Genomic DNA, 19,911 nt, shown 5'->3' on the forward strand with positions numbered 1-19,911 from the left:
TAAACCATAGAAAATAAAATGAAAAAGTCAGTAACCATCATCATCTTGTTGCTCATCATAGTTGTTTTTGGGGGATCCATGTATTATCTCTATCAAAAAAATGCTGAGGACCCGGTCGTCTATGAGATAGAAGAACTTTCAAAAAAGAATATTGTCAAAAAAGCAGTGGCCACAGGTAGTATCCTTCCTTTGGAAGAAGTTTTGATCAAGCCCAACATTTCAGGTGTAATCGAGGAAATTTATGTGGAAGGTGGCGACTATGTGAAATCGGGCGATTTGTTGGCCAAAATAAAGGTGGTGCCCAATTTGAACGCCTTAAACGATGCTAAAAATTCCATTGATGAATCTAAAATCAATCTGGACGACCAAAAAAGAAATTATGAAAGGCAGTTGTCACTTTTTGACAAGGGAGTAATTTCAAAAGCTGATTTGGAACGTGCACAAGTGGCTTTTGATCAGGCAAGACAATCTTATGGTGCGGCAAACAAGCGATACGATATTGTGAAAACTGGGACTACATCTGGATTCGGTAATGCGGCCAATACCTTGATTAAATCTACTGTTAGCGGAATGGTCTTGGAAGTACCGGTGGAAGTTGGCAACCAAGTTATAGAAAGCAACAACTTTAATGAAGGAACCACAATTGCCGCTATAGCGGACGTGGAAAAGATGATTTTTGAAGGAAAAGTTGATGAATCCGAGGTAGGTAGAATAAAAGAGGAGTTGCCTCTTGAAATAACCGTGGGTGCAATCGAAAACAAGGTTTTTGATGCAGTGCTTGATTATATAGCACCCAAGGGAAAAGAAGAGAACGGTGCCATTCAGTTTGAAATCAAAGGGACACTAAAAAAACAAGATTCCATCTTTATAAGAGCGGGCCTCAGTGCCAATGCTTCTATTATACTAGCTAGGGCAGATAGTGTTTTGGCTTTAAAAGAAGCTTTGGTCCAATTTGATGATGAGACCAAAAAACCCTATGTGGAGGTGGAAACTTCCGAACAACAATTTGAACGCAGGGAAATCGAATTAGGTGTCAGTGATGGCATTTTCGTAGAGGTAAAATCCGGACTTGATATAGAAGATAGGATCAAAGTTTGGAACGCCATTGAGGAAGAAGAAAATGCAGATTAACCTTTTAACAAAAAATTTCAAATAATCTTGTAACATTTTAACAACTTGTAAGTCATATTACAGGAGTTAAAATGCCAGATAGCTAATAGCACCAATCATGATAGAAATCAACGATCTACATAAGTCCTATAAAATGGGCAGCAATTCCCTTCATGTATTAAAAGGAATAAATTTTAAAGCTGAAGCTGGAGAACTGGTGGCCATTATGGGGTCTTCAGGTTCTGGTAAATCTACTTTATTAAACATATTGGGTATGCTCGATGGAGCAAATAGCGGTGAGTACACCTTGGATGGTGTACCCATCAAAGATTTGAGCGAAACCAAAGCAGCACAATATAGAAATAAGTTTTTGGGTTTTGTTTTTCAATCCTTTAATCTGATAAATTATAAGAGTGCCTTGGAGAATGTTGCACTACCACTATATTACCAAGGAGTTCCTAGAAAAGAACGACAAGAAAAGGCGCTCAAATATTTGGAAAGAGTTGGTTTAAAGGAATGGGCAACCCACTTGCCAAGTGAACTTTCCGGAGGTCAAAAACAGCGTGTGGCCATTGCAAGGGCCATGGCTGCAGAACCCAAAGTTCTTTTGGCAGATGAGCCAACAGGAGCACTTGACAGTACAACATCTTACGAAGTCATGGATTTGATTCAAAAAATTAATGATGACGGAAATACAATTCTTGTAGTAACTCACGAAGAAGATATAGCACATATGTGCAAACGCATCGTCCATTTAAAAGATGGGGTGATTGTTGAAGACAAAAAGGTAAAGCAAGTTAGGGCCGAACAATATGTTTGATAGAGATATTTGGCAGGAAATATTCAATACCCTCAAGAAAAACAAATTAAGGGCTTTTTTGACAGGTTTTTCTGTGGGATGGGCCATATTTATCCTGGTCTTACTTCTGGGTTTGGTCAATGGTATGCAAAATGGTTTTACCAACCAATTCAATGATGATGCCACCAATACTATTTTTATTAGGCCTGGAGCAACCTCTAAAGCCTATGCAGGTTTTGAAAAGGGTCGTCGTATTCAATTAGATAATGATGATATTGAATACATTAAGAGAAGTTTTCCAAGTGACATCGAATATTTAAGCGCGCGTTATTTTTCAAACACAGTAGGAAGGTATAAGAGTGAAACGGGGTCATACCCAGTTCAAGCAGTGCATCCTGAATTTCAGGCAATTGAAAAACTTATCATCACCAAAGGGAGATTTTTTAATGAAGCTGATCATACAAATAAATCCAAAGTTGCCGTCATCGGGAAAAAAGTAGCTGAAGATTTATTTAAAGATGAGGAACCTGTAGGAAATTTTGCCGAATTCAATGGACTGCCGTTTCGCATTATTGGAGTATTTATAGATGAAGGTGATGACAACGCGGAAAGAAGGATTTATGCACCAGTTAGTACCTATCAAAGAATTTATGGGAATACGGACAATATCAATGCAATTGCATTAACCTATAATCCATCATATAATTTAACCGAAGCATTGGAGTTTTCAGGACGTTTGGAAGATATCATGAAACGAAGGCATAAGGTAGCACCAGAAGATCAAGCTGGAATCAGAATCTGGAATTATGCTGAAGCATTTAACGACATTAGTAATTTCACAAATGGTTTGGGTATGATGAGTGTTTTTGTTGGTTTTTTGATATTATTTGCAGGCATTGTGGGTATTGGGAACATTATGGTTGTTTCTATTAAAGAGCGTACTAAAGAAATTGGAGTACGAAAGGCCTTAGGAGCGAAACCAAAACAGATTGTCAACCTAGTTCTTTTGGAATCCATTTTTATTACTACACTTTCTGGGTTTATTGGATTGTTATTTGCTTGGATAATATTAGCGGCAATAGGGCCAAATATAGAGACACAGGCGTTTAGCAACCCATCAGTTGAAGTTTCAACCATATTAACTGCAACCATAATTTTGATTGTTGCAGGGGTTCTTGCAGGGCTTTTGCCAGCCATTAAGGCTGCTAATGTAAAACCAATTGTTGCACTAAGTGATAAATAAGTAGTATGTGGTTATTTGATAGGGACTTATGGTTTGAAGTATTTAATACACTAGGCAAAAACGCTTTTAGGACTATACTAACGATGTTAGGTGTTGTCATTGCGATGTTAATTTTGGTATTGTTATTGGCTGGGTCAAATGGTATGTCAAACATGTTCAATAGTATTTTTGCAGGTACCGCATCAAATAGTCTTTTTGTTTGGGGACAGAGCACATCAGAACCCTATAAGGGATTCGAACGAGGCCGAAGGATCAGATACAAAATTGAAGACGCTGAGATTCTGAAAAAACAGATACCTGAAATCGAAGTTTTGGCTCCAAGAATAGAATTGGGCAATCACAGAGGTGTTACAACAGTTTATAGAAAAGGACGTACTAGTGGCTCTTCAGTATATGGTGACTATCCTGAGATAGATGAAATAACTAAGAAAAAGTTAGTTGAAGGCCGTTTCTTGAATAGAACGGATATCGAAGACTCCAAAAAGGTATGCGTGATAGGTGAAGAAACCTATAAACTACTTTTTGATAAAGGTGAGGATGCTATAGGCGAAGATATCCGTATCAATGGAGTATTCTTTTCAGTGGTTGGAATGTATAAGCCAAACAACAATATTAATATTGACGGCGAAAATGCGGTATTTATTCCATTCACCACCTTTCAAAAAGCATTTAACAGTGGAGATCGCATGGGTTGGATGGCCATTTCAGTCGAGCCCAATACCAAGGTGGCCGTGGTTGAGAAAAGAATTAAGGATATTATTAAATACAAATATGATATTCATCCTGATGATGAAAGAGCCATTGGGAGTTTTAATATGTCGGAAATCTTCAACAACATCAATTCTTTTACTAGCGTTTTGAGGTTTGTTTCTTTCTTTATTGGTGTAACATCATTATTTGCTGGAGTCATTGCGGTTAGCAATATCTTACTCATAACCATAAAAGAACGAACCAAGGAGTTAGGTGTGCGCAGAGCATTGGGAGCAACACCTAGAGTCGTTCGAAGGCAGGTACTATTAGAGTCAATCGTTATAACCGTATTCGCAGGGTTAATTGGATTCACTTTTGCCATAGGCCTCCTTTATTGGCTAAATACCTGGTTGGGAGATGGCAAGGAAGGTATACCTCTTTTGGACCCCATGGTAAGTGTACCTCAATTTTTATGGTCTTTTTTCTTTATGATAACATTGAGTTTGTTAATTGGATTAATACCAGCGTATAGGGCAGTAAAAATTAGACCTATTGAGGCATTAAGAGAAGAGTAACCAAATAAAAATTAAATAACAACAATCAAATAAAGTACAATGAACAAATATTTAAAATATGGATTAATAAGTGTGTTTGTTATACTTGTTTTAGCTGCTATTGTTTATTTTCTTAAGAAGAATAGCACTCCAGCAGAACTGTATAAGACTGAATCCGTAGAACGAAAAGATATTGTAAACAAAGTCGTTGTTACCGGAAAGGTAATCCCTGAAGATGAAATCAATATTAAACCTCAAATCTCTGGGATTATTGAAAAGGTTCACCTTGAAGAAGGAGTTGATGTTAAAGCAGGGGATCTAATTGCGGTGATCAAAGTTGTTCCCAACGAACAATCATTGAACCAAGCTGCAGGTAGGGTCAGAAATGCCGAATTGGCATTGAACAATGCCAAAGTAGAATATGACAGAAACAAGGCCCTATTTGATAAAGGGGTCATCTCAAGCCAAGATTTCAACAATCAGCAATTAACATATGATCAGGCCCAGCAAGAACTAAAAAATTCAAGAGCGGATTATCAAATTATAAGAAGAGGTTCTGCCGGTGGTTCTTCAAGCGCAAATACCAATATCCGGGCAACAGTTTCTGGAACAATCCTTGAAATTCCTGTAGAAGAAGGTGATCAGGTCATTCAAAGTAACAATTTCAATGACGGTACCACCATTGCTACAATCGCTGATATGACAAAAATGATTTTCGAAGGGGAAGTTGATGAAGCTGAGGTTGGAAAACTGCATGAAGGAATGCCACTGGAGATTAGTTTGGGCGCTTTGGAAAAAAACAAATTCCAAGCAGAACTTAAATTTATTGCCCCTAAAGGTGTAGAGGAAGAAGGTGCTGTTCAATTTAGGATTGAGGGTGATTTAGTAATGAATGATAGTACTTACGTTAGAGCTGGATACAGTGCTAATGCCTCAATAGTTTTGGAAGAGAAAAAAGATGTCCTGTCCATCAAGGAAGCCTTGTTACAATTTGATAAGGAGACTGAAAAACCATATGTGGAAGTAGAAATTGGGGAAAACGAGTTTGAGAAAAAAGAATTGGTATTAGGCGTTAGTGACGGAATCGATGTAGAAATACTTTCCGGAATTGAGGAGGATGCCAAAATCAAGGTATGGAACAAGCTGGGGAAGAAAAGCGATGATGACGAAGATTCTTAATCAATTAGCCTAATAGAGAATTAAAATCAAAAAACGAATGAAATTCAGAATCACTTTACTACTAATAATTTGTGCTACGTTCATCACAAACGCGCAAATGAGAAAATGGACATTACAAGAATGTGTTACCTACGCGGTTGAAAATAACTTGACCATTGAACAATTTGAACTTGACTTGGAAAACGCCAAAATTGACGAGTCGGATGCCATAGGAGCGCTTATACCCGATTTGAATGGATCTAGTACAATATCATCAAATACAGGTTTATCATTTAACCCTGCAACTAACGAGCCCACCACAAATACTATTTTAAATGTAAATGCAAGTTTATCATCCAATGTGGTATTATTTAATGGTCTTAGAAACTTCAAAAGAATTCAGAGGGCGAGGTTGAATGGGATAGCAAATCAATATCGTGTTGATGACATAAAGGATGATATAAGATTGAATGTGGCCAATGCATATCTACAAGTGTTATCAAATAAGGAGACACTTAAGACGTTTCGGGCACAGTTGGCGGTTACGGAACAAGATTTAAAACGAACCAAGGAACTGGTGGAATCGGGAGTTTCTCCACGAGGAGATCTTTTGGAAATTGAAGCTACCGCTGCAAATCAAGAACAACAAGTTGTCAATGGAGAGAGTTTGGTGTTGATTTCAAGAATCAGCTTGGCCCAATTGTTACAAATTACAGATTACGAAAATTTTGATATTGCAGAAGAATCTTTCGAAATACCTATTTCAGACATTCTTTCCAATTCGGCCAAGGTTATTTTTGATAAAGCGTTGACTTTTAGAAATGATATTAAGTTTTCTGAAAGTAGCGTTGAGCTATCCGAAAAGGATTTGGAAATAGCAAAAGGCGCAAGATATCCTACTTTGGTGGGCTTTTTCAACTATAATACAAGGTATTCGGACCAAAATAATGCTTTTGGCAGCTTTTTTGACCAATTGTATATTTTCGATGGAATTTCGTACGGGGCCCAGCTCAATGTGCCAATTTTTAATGGCTGGAGCACAAGAAATAACGTAAAAAGGGCTAAAATTAACGTCGATATTTCAAAAGTTCAGCTTGAGCAACAAAAGCTAGAATTGGAAACCAATATCAATCAAGCCTATGTTGATGTAACTTCTTTTTTCAAGGCCTACGAGGCAGCTGAAAAAACTTTGGATGCAAGAAGATTGGCTTATGATTATGCTAGAGAACGTTTTGATGTGGGATTAATGAACGCATTTGATTTTAGCCAGGCACAATCAAGGTTGGACAATGCTGAAGCGGATGTAATCCGAACCAAGTACGACTATATTTTCAGATTGAAGATATTGGAATTCTATTTTGGCATTCCCATTTCTTTAAACTAGTATCTTTGTGGCCGCTATGGCCAGAATACTAAATTTAGAAACAGCGACCACCAATTGTTCCGTAAGTATTTCGGAGGGTAATGATATTGTTTACTTAAAAGAGAACAATGCTATAAACTATTCCCATTCAGAACAATTGCATGTTTTTATAAAGGAGGCTCTTGACGAGGCCTCCTTATCTTTTTCCGATTTGGATGCTATCGCCGTAAGCAAAGGTCCAGGGTCTTATACTGGACTTCGGATAGGAGTTTCAGCCGCTAAGGGATTATGCTTTTCTCTGGATTTACCCCTTATTTCTGTTCCAACACTGCAAAGTATGGCTCATCAAGTTGAGGTTGTTGATGGGGAAGTGGTAATTGCTGTGCTTGATGCACGGCGAATGGAAGTGTATTCCTCAGTATTTGACCATGATTTTAATGAAATAAGGGAAACCAAGGCCGAGATTATCACAGAAGATTCTTTTAGCGAGTATAGTTCTTTTCAGAAAGTGCATATTGTTGGAAGTGGTGCCGAAAAATGCAAGGATACCCTAAACAGGGACAACTTTTATTTTAATACAGCCATAGTGCCTTCCGCCAGAGAAATGGCAGTAATTTCTTTAAGGAAATTCCAAGAAAACTCTTTTGAAGATGTGGCCTATTTTGAACCCTACTACCTAAAGGATTTTGTGTTGCAGACCAAAAAAAAAACTAGCTGATTATTCCGCTGCTCCATGGACCACTCGTTGTGGGAATGGGATTTCAATTCCAGCCTGATCAAAACGAGATTTGGTTTCTTCAATCACATAGAAGTGGGCCGGCCAAAACACATCATTTTTGGCCCAAAACCGTAACGTAAGGTTCACTGAACTATCACCCAATTCTCCCACATATACTTCGGGCACTGGTTCTTTTAATATTTCGGAACTGTCCGCACAGACCTGCAACAACATTTCTTTGGCTTCTTTAATATTGGATCCATAGCCAATACCTACATCAAATTTATCCCTTCGGGTGTTTTCCATGTTATAGTTAACAATGCTGCCGTTGGAAAGTTGTCCGTTTGGAATAATGGCCACTTGGTTGCCAAAAGTGTTGAGTTTGGTACTGAAAATTGTGATTTGCTTTACGGTTCCCTCTACGCCTTGGGCAGAGATCCAATCGCCAACCTTGAACGGTTTAAAAAGGAGAATTAAAACACCACCGGCAAAATTGGCCAAAGAACCTTGTAATGCCAAGCCAATTGCTAAACCGGCCGCACCGACCATGGCAATGAGCGAAGAAGATTGTACCCCTAACTCAGTGACTACAGCAACAATTAAAAGTACTTTAAGGGCAATACTGATAAAGCTTTGTAAAAAGCTTTCCAATGTTTCATCATAATCTTTGTGATCAAAGAATTTGTGAACAAGACGATTGATAAGTCTTATGACCCATAAACCGACGACAAAGATTACAATGGCCCAAATCAGTTTTGGGAGATATGCCAAAACTAGATTTAGTCCGTTTTCCAATTGTTGTTCAAGGTTCCAAAACTCTTCCATAATGTTCAATAAAAAATAAAGAAATATAATGTTATGTTAGTGCAAGTAAGAAGTTAATCGTTGTTTAATTCTGTAACTGTCCTATCGCTTTTTCGGCCGAGGTAACGGGTAATTTACAAGCTCCTTCAATACAGACATAGACCAAGGTTTGACCTTCATTATATCTGCTTTCCAACAGTTCGATGTTACCCTCTTTAGGGGAACCTACCAAAATACTGTTGGGTAAATAATTACTTGCGATTTCCTTTCCAAGGGCTTTGTAATTTTCTCCGACAACCGCAATTTCATAGAAATTTTGGTTTTTGTACAACACCAAATGGAGCCAATTGGTAAATCCTTGAGCACTTTCATCAAAATCTGCCTGAACATTTTTGACCATTTGTTCTGCCATCGCACCATAGCCTTCTTTGGAAAATAGTTTGTGGTATTTTAAAAGATTTTTGGCCATAATTGAATTGGAAGCGGATATTACATTGTCGCTCGTCTCTACAGTTCGTCTTATCAATGAGTCATCTTCATCTGAGGTATAGAAGAACATGCTCGATTCACTGTCAAAAAAATGTAGTTTGGTATAATCCAGCAATTTTTTGCCCTGCATTAGCCATTTTTCATCAAAGGTGACTTCATAAAGGGCAAGATAGGCTTCGATAACTGTGGCATAATCATCCAGAAATGCGTTGATACTGCTGTTGCCCTCTTTATGGTTTCGGAAAAGAGAAAAATCATCTTTGAACATTTCCTTTTCGATAAATTCGGCATTTTTCAGGGCCAGTTCAAGATATGCGTCATTTCTTAAATATCGATAAGCATCAACAAGTCCTTTTAGCATTAAACCATTCCATGAAGTAAGGATTTTATCATCCAATCTTGGTTTGTCGCGTTTAGCCCTTTCTTGTTTTAAGATATTCAGGGAGGTTTTCATTTTCTTACCTAAGTCAACCACTGAAATACTATGTTTTTTGGCAATTTCATCGTCATTTTTATCCCTAATCAGCACATAATTTCCTTTTTCCCAAAGCCCATAGGAGTTGATGTTGAAATAATCTTTGAAAAGGTCATAATCTGGGCCTAACAATTGTTTTAACTCCTCTTTGGTCCAGACATAATAAGCTCCTTCTTCCAATTCACCATGTTCATCCAAACTATCCGCATCCAAGGAGGAATAAAAGCCATTATTTTCATCAAGCAATTCCTCTTTGACAAATTCGATGGTTTCTTCGACTACTTTTTTATAGCGTTCGTCGCCGGTCACGGCATATGCTTTTGCATAAAGGCTGGTCAATTGCCCATTATCATAAAGCATTTTTTCAAAATGGGGTACGTGCCATTTGGTATCGACAGCGTATCTGGAAAAACCACCACCTACATGATCATATATACCACCGTAGGCCATTCTAGTCAAGGTGGTATTGACCTGTTCCAACAACTCCGGTTTGTTATTGGCGGTAGCATAGTGCAATAGAAAATCCCAGTTATTGGGCATCATAAATTTTGGCGCACGTTTGTATCCTCCTAAATAATTATCAAAATGTTTGGACCAATTTGAAATAGCATTGTCAAGCTGTTCCAAAGAATAGGTGTCGGCATCAGCTTTGTTTTCAACCAGGTTTATAGCATTGATTCCGTTGGACAGGTCAGTGGCGACTTGAACAATTCTTGGTTTGTCTTTTTTATATAAATTGATAAGTTGGTTCAAGGATTTGATCCAATTACCCTTGGGAACGTAAGTGGCTCCCCAAAACGGTCTCCCATCTGGCAGGGCAACAATATTTAAGGGCCAGCCACCATTCCCGGACATCATTTGGATGGCATCCATATAAATTTGGTCCACATCTGGTCTTTCTTCCCTGTCAATTTTAATATTGATGAAATTCTCGTTCATCATTTGTGCCACTTCCTCGTCCTCAAAGCATTCTTTTTCCATGACGTGGCACCAATGGCAAGCGGCATATCCAATACTAATTAGTAATGGTTTGTCTTCTTTTTTTGCGCGTTCCAGAACTTCTGGGCTCCATGCTTCCCAGTTCACAGGGTTGTGCGCATGTTGCAACAGATAGGGACTTGTTTCGTTGATTAGGGCATTGGTGTATTTGTGGTCCATGTTGGTCGCTTTTTGTGTGCATCCTTGGGTTAAAGAAAACAGAACCGATAAAATGGCAATTCTTTTGATCATAACAATATTTTGGCCATAAAAAAAGCGCCCAAATAGGGCGCTTTTTAGTGCCCTTTGATTATTTTACCTCGAAGGTAATCTTTACGTTCACTCTATAGTCATCAATTTTGCCATCTTTAACAGATGCACTTTGTTCGTTGATATAGACCGAGCGGATGTTTTTGACGGATTTGGATGCTTGATCCACCGCATTTTTTGTGGCTTCTTCCCAACTTTCACTTGAGTTTGCCAACACCTCGATTACTTTTAATACTGCCATAATAGTTAATGATTTTAAATTTATTCAATTTAGGAAAAATTAGGGATAACAGACAGCATACCCAAAGGAAATTAGCCGTTGATGGCGACCACCTCGTTTACTTTGTCGCCCATCATGTTTTTCAACATGGTCTCTATGCCATTTTTTAGGGTAAAAGTAGAAGATGGGCACCCACTACAAGCTCCTTGCAAAACAACGTTTACCGTTTTGCTTTCCTCTTCATAGGACTGAAATAGAATGTTTCCACCGTCGCTGGCAACAGCTGGTTTTACATACTCCTCCAAAATATCAACAATTTGTTGTGAAGTGGTATCGTATTGAGGTTGGCTTAGTTGTTTTTCGGCAGTTTGCTTTGCTTTTTCAATTGATTTTTGAGAAACGACTTCCTTTCCATCAGCCAAGAAATTCCTTATAAACTCACGTACCTCCATGGTGATTTCGTCCCATTCGGCAACATCAAATTTGGATACGGAAACATAGTTTTCATCTAGGAAAACCTCTTTTACAAAAGGAAAATGGAAGAGTTCTTGGGCCAATTGCGAATCTTTGGCCTCATCAATATTCTTAAACTCGTAAGTTGAGGGCACTATTTTTTTATTGGAAACAAACTTCATTACCGCCGGATTTGGGGTAACTTCTGCATATACCGTAATGGGTTGCTTCTTTTTGGCCTCTTCTTCGTTAACTACAGGCTCACCTGCATTCAAATATTCCACCAATTGCTGTGCTACCTCATCCTTTACGTCTTCCCAGTCCACAATATCAAATCGCTCCAAAGCGATGAAGTTACCTGAGACATAAACCGTCTTTATAAAAGGTAGGTAAAACAGCTGTTGGGCCAAGGGTGAATTTTGGGCTTCATCGATGTTTTTATACTCATAATTCCCTTTGACAAGGAAATGATTGGTCTCGAATTTTAATATTTTAGGGTTATTGGTGGTAACCACAGTAATGTTATATTCTTTCATAGCGACTATTTAGTGCAAAAATACCAAAGTAAATAAGAGGGTCAAAATATATAATAATGTACGGCTTCGACCGTTATTTAAATGTTTGATTACCTTTAAACCCCAACTATAGCCCAAAATCGTTGCATGAGACGCTATTTAACCCCATTGATTTTAACTCTATTTTTTGGGCTGACCACTAAGGCTCAAGAAGGAATCCCTGTGTATTTTGATTATTTAGCTGATAACTATTACTTGGTCTATCCTTCAATGGCAGGAATTGCCGAAGGAACCAAAATTAGACTTACCGCCCGAAAACAATGGTTTAGTGTGGATGAGGCTCCTAGTTTACAGACAGTGAACGTAAATGCAAGAGTTGGTTCTCGTAGCGGTGTAGGTGGAATTTTGTTCAACGATTCGAACGGGTATCATTCCCAAACAGGATTTAAGGCAACATATGCACATCATTTGCAATTGGCGGGTGATTTTAGAACATTGAACCAAATTTCTTTTGGATTAAGCGCTGGGATTATTCTAAGTAGCTTGGACGAAACTGAATTTAGATCTGTAATTCCTGATCCCGTGATAACAGGTGTCAAGAATACTGCAAGTTATTTCAATGTGGATTTAGGGGTGTCATACAATCTTTTTGAATTCTATGCCCATGCCGCAGTTCTGAACATACTGGGAAGCGGACGTGATTTATATACAGCAGCGGAATTTGATAACCTTAGAAGATATTTACTATCTGCAGGCTATGTTTTTGGTAGAAAGACCAGAATTGAGCCATCCGTACTTTTTCAATTGACAGATTTTACGAAGGAAAAAACGGTTGACTTTAATGCAAAAGTGTACCGAGATGTTAGTTTTGGAACCGTTTGGGCCGGATTATCATACCGAAGAAGCTTTGATGGAGCGCAGTTTCAGACCAATGGTGCTTTTGGGGAGCAGCGGTTACAGCTGTTTACGCCGATCATTGGGGTTAATGTAGACAAGTTTTTGTTTTCCTATAATTATTCTTACCAATCTGGAGATATCCGTTTTGATAATGGAGGGTTCCATCAAATAACCCTAGGTTATGAGTTTGGTCAGAATGATCAGGGCAAACGCTATGATTGCTACTGTCCTGCTGCCAATAACTAAAAAAGGCCTATCCAAAGGATAGACCAGTTTTTATCTGTAATCCGGAGTTTATTTATCCCATTTGTAATTTTTCTTGGATGCTTGGGCTTTTATTGCCGATAACATTGCATTCTCCAATTCCCCGGCTTCCTCCTTTTGATTTTTGGCAATATAGGCTTCACGCTTTTTATTGAGTTCCTGTATTTGCTTTTGGATTTTTTCCCGCTCGTTCTTTTTAGAGGTTACGTATTCCTTTATTTCCTTTTCCGATTTTCCCTTTAATGCTGAAGGTAAATCTTCTTCCTTTAGCGTGGAAACCACATCTTCGTCATCCTCAATTGCATCTACCAAGTCCCATTTAGAGTTTTTGTACAATCTAGAACTTTTGCTCACCGCTCGTTTTACCGCAACCACCTCTTCAAGTTCTGCCGCATTGCTGTCTTGCATGCCCTGAGCCGCTTTTTTCTGCCTTCCCATGGCACCATACGAGATATACGTACCATTCAATTGACCATTCAATTTAATGATGATATCGTCATACGGAGTATCAATATGAACAACCTGTCTATTATGATCTATGGCCATATACTCTCCGCCTGTCATGATAGCCCCATTTTTCCATTTTGTGGAAATGCCCTGGTTATAGTTACCACAAAAAATGGTGTTTACAATAACATCTTTTTCCTTGGCATTATGCGCGGCATCCTTATAGTTTAACTTGCCTTGGGTGAAGGGTTCGTTACCCGCGATAAAAATCATTTTTAGATCATCGGCATTTTTACCCCAATCCAATTGCTTTAAAGAGGTTTGAATGACTTCTCCGCAATATTCCTCACCTCCGTTTGTGGTCAGGGAAAACAATTTTTCGGAGATTTCATCAAGATCATTGCTAAATCCAATAACTTGACGAATATAACCTTCATTAGAACTTAGGTTATCGTTGCCATATTCGTACAGTGCAATTTGTAGTGAAGGTCTAGTTGCATTTCCGCATTTGGCGTGTGTAAACTCGTTTACAATATCCCAAAGCTGCGCCTTTGCCTGGTTGATAAGTCCATCCATGCTGTTACTGGTATCAAGTAGCAATGCGATTTTCACATATTGTTTTGCAGGCTTTTCAACAATCGATTTGGTGACCAATGCCGTTTTTGGATAGTGTTTTTCATTAATGTTACACCCGTAGATGTTACTGATGGTTATTGAGGCCAAGGCCAAACCCAATACATATTTTACATTTTTCATGATTCAAGATTTTAAAAGATGCCATAAAAGTATGATCAACATATTTCAATAAAAATTGGAAATGAGGGAACGACGGGTTAGAATGAGTGAGTTGTCCAAACGCTTTTGTAAAGCGGTAAATAAGTGTGATTTTCACACCTTTTTTACGGTAACCCTATTTTTTAATACGCTTTAGATCAACTAAGTTTACCTAAGTTTCAAAAGCGAAAATGGTTAAAAGAACATATATCATATTCTTTATTTTAATTACTGCTTTTACCGGATTTTCTCAGGTTAGTAGCAGTAGTTCCGTTATGGAAATTAAGGGAACCGTTAAGGGAATGGAAAACTTTGAGCCCATTTCAGGAGTAGATGTTTCTACGAGTTCGGGAAGGTATGCCAGAACCAACGCCTTGGGGGAATTTAAGATACAAGCATCTATTGGCGATATACTTATAGTTGAAAGTCAGGAGTTTGAAACTGTTAGGCACCGCATTAAGTCCCATGAAGATATTGATGTTCGTGTACAAGGTTACGACCCTTATAAGGTTGATCAAAAGAAGAAAAAAGAAGCCGCTAGGAGTGCCATGAACCATGAGCGATTTCTGGATTCGGCCAATTTTTATAAGAAAACAGACCTTGAAAAAAGTATCGATTTTATAGCTAAATCCATTTCACAGTTGGGAAAAAGGGGCAACAAAAGGGAGTTATCATCGGCCTTGACCACTCTTGGTGATATTTATTTGTTTCATAAACAGTATGATCTTGCGATTACCAATTTTAAAGATGCTTTGGCACATAGAGAATCAGTAAAAACAAAATTACTGCTTGGAAAAGCATATCTGCTTATTGGGGAATTTCAAAATGCGGAGCGTACACTTTCACCACTAATGGAGTCAAAAGATTTGATTCCCTACCAACGCATCGAACTTTATGAAGCGCTTGGAGATGTAAACAAGGCATTATCCAAATTGGAAAAGGCCTTGGATTTTTATCGAGAGGGTCTAGAAGTGGCCCAGAAGAATCAAATATCACCCAAGGTTATCGACTTAAATTCCAAGATAGCTGATGCCTATGCCGATGAAAACCGTGTTATCGAGGCCGAAGGATTTTATAGCAATTCTTTAAGTCTATCGGAACAAGTTGCTCCAGAAAGATTGATTGAGGAAAATGAAAAGGTAGCGGATTTTTATAGTGATAAAAATAGATACGATGATGAAATAAGACTGAGAAAGAAGAGTTTAAACGAATTGAAACAATTGCCCCAGCAAGCTGTGTCAAAACCAAAAGCGGGCCTTTTAAACCCAGATTCCATAACATCGCAACGTATCAACTACAAAATAGCGAATGCATATATAGCGCAAGATAAGTTGGATGAAGCCATTCCCTATTTAGAACGGAGTATTGTTGAAGCGGATAGTGATGATGATTTGGTCGTTCAAAAAGATGCCACCCGAAAGCTCTCGGAGGTGTATCGATACAAAGGGGATTTTTCTAAAGCACTCGAATCTTATCAGGATTATGTCGCAGTAGTAGATAGTTTGTATGTGCGAAAAGAGCAAGAGATTTCCCGCGCAGCCAGATTCAATCGTGAAATTGCCACCAAACAAAACCGCATATCAAGTTTGGAACAAGAACGTCAATTATCACAAAGCAAATATAGTTTGGCGGTTACCGAACAGCAATTGTTTGAAGCAACCAGCAAAAAACAAGAATGGATCATTTACTCCTTGGCCATTGGAATTATACTGATGACATTGACAACATTTTTATATTATCGCAGCAATAGGCAGCAAAAATTGGCCAATAATTTATTGGCCTTGAAATCACTTCGCACCCAAATGAACCCGCATTTCATTTTTAATGCGCTCAATTCCGTTAACACGTATATTGCGAAAAGTGATGAAAGAAGTGCTAATCGATTTCTAAGTGAGTTTTCGGTGCTAATGCGTAGTGTATTGGAAAATTCTGAGGAAGATTTTATTCCATTATCCAAAGAATTGGAGTTGTTGGAACTGTATGTGAAACTGGAGCATTCCCGTTTTGCTGATAAATTCGATTATGAGATTGATGTTGACAAAAACATCGATATTGAAGCTTTCGAAATTCCTCCTATGCTTCTTCAGCCTTATATCGAAAATGCAATTTGGCATGGATTGCGTTACAGAGAGGAAAAGGGATTTCTGAAGATTGCCATAGAACAGTTGGACCTGGATATGCTCGAAATCAACATTACGGATAACGGGATAGGTAGAAAAAAATCGGCAGCACTGAAAACTTCAAATCAAAAGAAGCAAAAATCCAAGGGAATGGGCAACATTAAAAAACGTATTCAAATCCTGAACGATATGTACAAGAATAAAGTTGATGTATCCATTTCTGATTTATACAATGATGAAACGGGAACCAAGGTATCGTTAAAACTTAAAAAGGATTGATGGAGTTAAAAACAATTATTGTTGAGGATGAAGCCAACAGTAGAGAGATTCTTAGAAACTATTTATCCAAATACTGCAAGGACGCAAAGCTGTTGGGCGAAGCCTCCAATATTGAAGAGGGGCATGAGTTAATCAAACAACATGGGCCTGATTTGGTGTTTTTGGACGTGGAAATGCCATTTGGGAATGCATTTGACCTCTTGGACAAAATACCGGACCGCACATTTGAGACAGTATTTGTAACTGCCTATAACCAATATGCCATTGATGCGCTGAATAACCATGCCGCTTATTACCTTATGAAACCAATTAATATTGATGAGCTGGTAAAAGCTGTTGGTTATGTGAAAGAAATTAAGGAAAAAGAAAGTGCCTTGGAAGGGCAGGTTTTGAAAGCCAAAACCTCGAAGACCGAAGGTAAGATTACCCTGCCTCAACAAGATGGCTTTCAAGTATTGGATGTAAACGATATTTTCTTTTGCAAGGCGGATGACAATTACACAGAAATTTATTTGGAACACAAAAAAATAGTGGTTAGCAAGACCCTTAAGTATTTTGAGGATGCACTGGTAGAATATGGCTTTGCTCGAATACATAAATCCTATTTAGTGCACGTGGGCAAAGTCGTAAAATACAAAAGGGGAAAAGGGGGAAGCGTGGTGTTATCCAATGGGAAAGAACTATCAGTTTCTGCATCAAAAAAAGCTACCTTGCTATCCTATTTTCAATAATTAGACACAAATGATTATCAAACCAGTTAGAGGTAAATCGCCGATTATGGGTGAAGATTGTTTTATTGCAGAAAATGCTACGATTGTAGGAGAAGTAACAATGGGAAATCAATGCAGTATTTGGTTTAATGCCGTTGTTCGCGGAGATGTCCATTATATAAAAATGGGTGATAAGGTTAACGTACAAGATGGTGCCGTTATACATTGTACCTATAAAAAATCGCCAACCAATATTGGGAATAATGTATCAATAGGTCACAACGCTATTGTGCATGGTTGTACTGTAAAAGACAATGTGCTCATTGGAATGGGGGCTATCCTTATGGATGATTGCATTGTGGAAAGTAATTCAATTATTGCGGCTGGAGCAGTTGTTACCCAAGGAACCCATGTCAAATCAGGTAGTATTTATGCCGGAATGCCGGCTAGAAAAATTAAAGAAGTTAGTCCAGATTTGAGCGCTGGCGAAATAGACCGCATTGCCAATGCTTATGTAAAGTATTCGTCCTGGTTTAAGGAAGATTAAGAAATATCTACCTTGTCCTCTGACTTTTCACCTCCCAAATAATCCCTATTTTTGGACCACTTAAAACCAAACCGATGAACGCATATATTTTTCCAGGACAAGGAGCCCAATTTGTAGGAATGGGTTTAGATCTTTATGAAAACCAACCTTTGGCCCAAGAATTATTTGAAGAAGCAAATGATATTTTAGGATTTTCCATCACAGATACCATGTTTGAGGGAACCCCAGAAGACCTTAAGCAAACGAAGGTCACCCAGCCAGCGATTTTTTTACACTCTGTCATTTTAAGTAAAGTTTTGGGTGAGAACTTCAAACCAGATATGGTCGCAGGCCATTCATTGGGTGAGTTTTCTGCATTGGTGGCCAATGGTACCCTCAATTTTGCGGATGGATTAAAATTGGTTTCTCAAAGAGCCATGGCAATGCAAAAAGCATGTGAAATGCAATCGAGCACCATGGCCGCAGTTTTAGGCTTGGAAGATGAAGTGGTGGAAAAGATTTGCAACGAAACGGAAGGAATTGTAGTTCCGGCCAACTATAACTGTCCAGGACAATTGGTAATTTCTGGAGAAGTTGATGCAGTTAATATGGCTTGTGAAAAACTCAAAGAAGCTGGAGCACGAAGAGCATTGTTGCTTCCGGTGGGTGGTGCTTTCCATTCACCCTTAATGGAACCTGCTAGAGAAGAATTGGCAGCTGCGATAGAAGCTACAACTTTCAATGAACCAAGTTGCCCTATTTATCAAAACGTGACCACTACAGCGGTTACCGATTCAAATGAAATTAAGAACAATCTGATTCTACAACTTACCGCACCCGTAAAATGGACGCAAAGTGTGCAGCAAATGGTAAAAGATGGCGGAAAAACATTTGTTGAGGTGGGACCTGGAAAAGTACTTCAAGGCCTAGTTAGAAAGATTGATTCAGGAGCTGAAACCTCTTCGGCAGCCCTTTAAAAATAGGATTTTTCCGACCCCTATAACCATTCACCCGAGAAACTTAGATTTAATCTGTTAAGTAGTGGGCTTTCCTTTAATTTTTAGTAATATTGATTCTTCCCAAATCACCAACTTAAATGGAATAAAGAACGATACTCAAATTTATTTGAATAGGTAATGTTACCCTTCATGAAAAAAGCCTCAGCAAGACAGTTTTCCAGCTATGGATATAGGAAGCTACTGTTTATAGCATTTACCTTTTTTACTTTTAGTTTTGGATTTGGACAGACTGTGACCATCGATGATGTCAGTGGTGCAGAAGATGGAGGAGCTATTACTGTGACCGCCACTCTAGATGTTGCTGTCCCGGGTGGTTTTTCAGTTGATGTTAGTACAAATGATGGCAGCGCAACTTTGGCCGATAGTGACTATACCCAGATATCTAGCCAAACGTTAAGTTTTGCCGGAACTATTGGAGAAACACAAACTTTTGATGTTATTCCTACATTGGATAGCACGGTTGAAGGAGATGAGAGTTTAACCATTACAATGGATAATCTTCTGGGGACAATCACTCCGGTTGATATTTCCGATACGGCTACTGTAACGATAAACAATGACGACAGTGTCATAGTTGAGTTCTCCCAGGCTACGGGCTCCGATGCGGAGAACGTCGGGGGCAACCTTCCAACACTTTTTATAACGGGGACCGTTGTTGCTGCGACCACCGTCACGGTCACGGACGCGGGCACGGGTGATGCGACCTCGGGAGTCGACTATGCCTTCACGAGCCCCCAGGTAGTGAACATCCCAGCGGCTACCTACGACGGCACCTCGGGCACGGCCATAGCAATACCGACCCTGTCGATAACTGGGGACACGGATGTGGAGGCCAACGAGACGATCGACCTTGCGTTGAGCGCCCCTACGGGCGATGCGACCCTTGGTGGTCAGACCACCACGACCTATACGATAAACAATGACGACAGTGTCATAGTTGAGTTCTCCCAGGCTACGGGCTCCGATGCGGAGAACGTCGGGGGCAACCTTCCAACACTTTTTATAACGGGGACCGTTGTTGCTGCGACCACCGTCA

At 39.0% G+C, this 19,911-nt stretch carries 18 protein-coding genes; 13 read left to right on the forward strand and 5 right to left on the reverse strand.

Going from position 1 to position 19,911, the window contains the following annotated elements:
* The first annotated feature begins 18 nt into the window (after positions 1-18).
* The 7 genes from IAG46_RS14680 to tsaB all read left to right on the forward strand — a co-directional run bounded on the left by IAG46_RS14680 (position 19) and on the right by tsaB (position 7,635).
* Positions 19-1,131, forward strand: a complete 1,113-nt coding sequence (locus IAG46_RS14680; protein ID WP_190811143.1) for an efflux RND transporter periplasmic adaptor subunit — start codon at positions 19-21, stop codon at positions 1,129-1,131.
* Between the two features lie 97 nt (positions 1,132-1,228).
* Positions 1,229-1,930: an ABC transporter ATP-binding protein gene (locus IAG46_RS14685; RefSeq protein ID WP_190811144.1), complete on the forward strand. Its 702-nt coding sequence runs from the start codon at positions 1,229-1,231 to the stop codon at positions 1,928-1,930.
* Positions 1,923-3,152, forward strand: a complete 1,230-nt coding sequence (locus tag IAG46_RS14690; RefSeq protein ID WP_190811145.1) for an ABC transporter permease — start codon at positions 1,923-1,925, stop codon at positions 3,150-3,152. The genes IAG46_RS14685 and IAG46_RS14690 overlap by 8 nt, the downstream gene beginning before the upstream one ends.
* Positions 3,153-3,235: 83 nt before the next feature.
* Positions 3,236-4,417 (forward strand): ABC transporter permease, encoded by a 1,182-nt coding sequence (locus tag IAG46_RS14695; protein ID WP_223826720.1) that lies wholly within the window; start codon positions 3,236-3,238, stop codon positions 4,415-4,417.
* Between the two features lie 39 nt (positions 4,418-4,456).
* Positions 4,457-5,575 (forward strand): efflux RND transporter periplasmic adaptor subunit, encoded by a 1,119-nt coding sequence (locus IAG46_RS14700; protein ID WP_190811147.1) that lies wholly within the window; start codon positions 4,457-4,459, stop codon positions 5,573-5,575.
* A gap of 37 nt (positions 5,576-5,612) precedes the next feature.
* A complete protein-coding gene (locus IAG46_RS14705) occupies positions 5,613-6,938 on the forward strand; it encodes a TolC family protein (RefSeq protein ID WP_190811148.1) in 1,326 nt (441 codons plus the stop codon).
* Between the two features lie 16 nt (positions 6,939-6,954).
* Positions 6,955-7,635 (forward strand): tRNA (adenosine(37)-N6)-threonylcarbamoyltransferase complex dimerization subunit type 1 TsaB, encoded by a 681-nt coding sequence (tsaB, locus tag IAG46_RS14710; RefSeq protein ID WP_190811149.1) that lies wholly within the window; start codon positions 6,955-6,957, stop codon positions 7,633-7,635.
* On the opposite strand, the gene IAG46_RS14715 is transcribed toward tsaB, so the two are convergent.
* The 4 genes from IAG46_RS14715 to IAG46_RS14730 all read right to left on the reverse strand — a co-directional run bounded on the left by IAG46_RS14715 (position 7,636) and on the right by IAG46_RS14730 (position 11,860).
* Positions 7,636-8,460 (reverse strand): mechanosensitive ion channel family protein, encoded by an 825-nt coding sequence (locus IAG46_RS14715; protein ID WP_190811150.1) that lies wholly within the window; start codon positions 8,458-8,460, stop codon positions 7,636-7,638. It lies immediately after the preceding gene.
* A 64-nt stretch (positions 8,461-8,524) separates the two neighbouring features.
* Entirely contained in the window at positions 8,525-10,633 is a 2,109-nt protein-coding gene (locus IAG46_RS14720; RefSeq protein WP_223826721.1) for a thioredoxin domain-containing protein, read from the reverse strand.
* Between the two features lie 58 nt (positions 10,634-10,691).
* Entirely contained in the window at positions 10,692-10,892 is a 201-nt protein-coding gene (locus IAG46_RS14725) for a dodecin family protein (RefSeq protein ID WP_190811151.1), read from the reverse strand.
* 71 nt (positions 10,893-10,963) lie between these two features.
* Entirely contained in the window at positions 10,964-11,860 is an 897-nt protein-coding gene (locus tag IAG46_RS14730; RefSeq protein WP_190811152.1) for a NifU family protein, read from the reverse strand.
* A 126-nt stretch (positions 11,861-11,986) separates the two neighbouring features.
* Between IAG46_RS14730 and IAG46_RS14735 the strand changes: the two genes are divergently transcribed.
* Positions 11,987-12,982, forward strand: coding sequence for a type IX secretion system membrane protein PorP/SprF (locus tag IAG46_RS14735; RefSeq protein WP_190811153.1), 996 nt, complete (start codon positions 11,987-11,989; stop codon positions 12,980-12,982).
* Between the two features lie 48 nt (positions 12,983-13,030).
* Here IAG46_RS14735 and IAG46_RS14740 read toward each other — a convergent pair whose 3' ends face one another.
* Positions 13,031-14,203 (reverse strand): VWA domain-containing protein, encoded by a 1,173-nt coding sequence (locus tag IAG46_RS14740; RefSeq protein WP_190811154.1) that lies wholly within the window; start codon positions 14,201-14,203, stop codon positions 13,031-13,033.
* 209 nt (positions 14,204-14,412) lie between these two features.
* Here IAG46_RS14740 and IAG46_RS14745 point away from each other — a divergent pair, with 209 nt between their 5' ends.
* The 5 genes from IAG46_RS14745 to IAG46_RS14765 all read left to right on the forward strand — a co-directional run.
* Positions 14,413-16,620, forward strand: a complete 2,208-nt coding sequence (locus IAG46_RS14745) for a histidine kinase (protein WP_190811155.1) — start codon at positions 14,413-14,415, stop codon at positions 16,618-16,620.
* Positions 16,620-17,351 carry a LytTR family DNA-binding domain-containing protein gene (locus IAG46_RS14750; protein ID WP_190811156.1) on the forward strand — a complete coding sequence of 244 codons (732 nt, stop codon included), beginning with the start codon at positions 16,620-16,622 and terminating at the stop codon, positions 17,349-17,351. The genes IAG46_RS14745 and IAG46_RS14750 overlap by 1 nt, the downstream gene beginning before the upstream one ends.
* 10 nt (positions 17,352-17,361) lie before the next feature.
* A complete protein-coding gene (locus IAG46_RS14755) occupies positions 17,362-17,877 on the forward strand; it encodes a gamma carbonic anhydrase family protein (RefSeq protein ID WP_190811157.1) in 516 nt (171 codons plus the stop codon).
* 74 nt (positions 17,878-17,951) lie between these two features.
* Entirely contained in the window at positions 17,952-18,833 is an 882-nt protein-coding gene (gene fabD, locus IAG46_RS14760) for an ACP S-malonyltransferase (protein WP_190811158.1), read from the forward strand.
* Between the two features lie 171 nt (positions 18,834-19,004).
* Positions 19,005-19,911: Calx-beta domain-containing protein (locus IAG46_RS14765; RefSeq protein ID WP_305069278.1), on the forward strand; the 907-nt coding region annotated here is incomplete at its 3' end.

Source organism: Flagellimonas sp. S3867, from assembly GCF_014698935.1.
Classification (GTDB): Bacteria; Bacteroidota; Bacteroidia; order Flavobacteriales; family Flavobacteriaceae; genus Flagellimonas.

What these genes read in the sequence shown, in the direction of transcription:
- IAG46_RS14750 (WP_190811156.1), top strand. Translation starts at nt 16,620, where the DNA reads ATGGAGTTAAAAACAATTATTGTTGAGGATGAAGCCAACAGTAGAGAG.
- IAG46_RS14720 (WP_223826721.1), bottom strand. Translation starts at nt 10,633, where the DNA reads ATGATCAAAAGAATTGCCATTTTATCGGTTCTGTTTTCTTTAACCCAA.
- tsaB (WP_190811149.1), top strand. Translation starts at nt 6,955, where the DNA reads ATGGCCAGAATACTAAATTTAGAAACAGCGACCACCAATTGTTCCGTA.
- IAG46_RS14690 (WP_190811145.1), top strand. Translation starts at nt 1,923, where the DNA reads ATGTTTGATAGAGATATTTGGCAGGAAATATTCAATACCCTCAAGAAA.
- IAG46_RS14705 (WP_190811148.1), top strand. Translation starts at nt 5,613, where the DNA reads ATGAAATTCAGAATCACTTTACTACTAATAATTTGTGCTACGTTCATC.
- IAG46_RS14745 (WP_190811155.1), top strand. Translation starts at nt 14,413, where the DNA reads ATGGTTAAAAGAACATATATCATATTCTTTATTTTAATTACTGCTTTT.
- IAG46_RS14680 (WP_190811143.1), top strand. Translation starts at nt 19, where the DNA reads ATGAAAAAGTCAGTAACCATCATCATCTTGTTGCTCATCATAGTTGTT.
- IAG46_RS14740 (WP_190811154.1), bottom strand. Translation starts at nt 14,203, where the DNA reads ATGAAAAATGTAAAATATGTATTGGGTTTGGCCTTGGCCTCAATAACC.
- IAG46_RS14685 (WP_190811144.1), top strand. Translation starts at nt 1,229, where the DNA reads ATGATAGAAATCAACGATCTACATAAGTCCTATAAAATGGGCAGCAAT.
- IAG46_RS14730 (WP_190811152.1), bottom strand. Translation starts at nt 11,860, where the DNA reads ATGAAAGAATATAACATTACTGTGGTTACCACCAATAACCCTAAAATA.
- IAG46_RS14700 (WP_190811147.1), top strand. Translation starts at nt 4,457, where the DNA reads ATGAACAAATATTTAAAATATGGATTAATAAGTGTGTTTGTTATACTT.
- IAG46_RS14695 (WP_223826720.1), top strand. Translation starts at nt 3,236, where the DNA reads ATGTTAGGTGTTGTCATTGCGATGTTAATTTTGGTATTGTTATTGGCT.
- IAG46_RS14725 (WP_190811151.1), bottom strand. Translation starts at nt 10,892, where the DNA reads ATGGCAGTATTAAAAGTAATCGAGGTGTTGGCAAACTCAAGTGAAAGT.
- fabD (WP_190811158.1), top strand. Translation starts at nt 17,952, where the DNA reads ATGAACGCATATATTTTTCCAGGACAAGGAGCCCAATTTGTAGGAATG.
- IAG46_RS14715 (WP_190811150.1), bottom strand. Translation starts at nt 8,460, where the DNA reads ATGGAAGAGTTTTGGAACCTTGAACAACAATTGGAAAACGGACTAAAT.
- IAG46_RS14755 (WP_190811157.1), top strand. Translation starts at nt 17,362, where the DNA reads ATGATTATCAAACCAGTTAGAGGTAAATCGCCGATTATGGGTGAAGAT.
- IAG46_RS14735 (WP_190811153.1), top strand. Translation starts at nt 11,987, where the DNA reads ATGAGACGCTATTTAACCCCATTGATTTTAACTCTATTTTTTGGGCTG.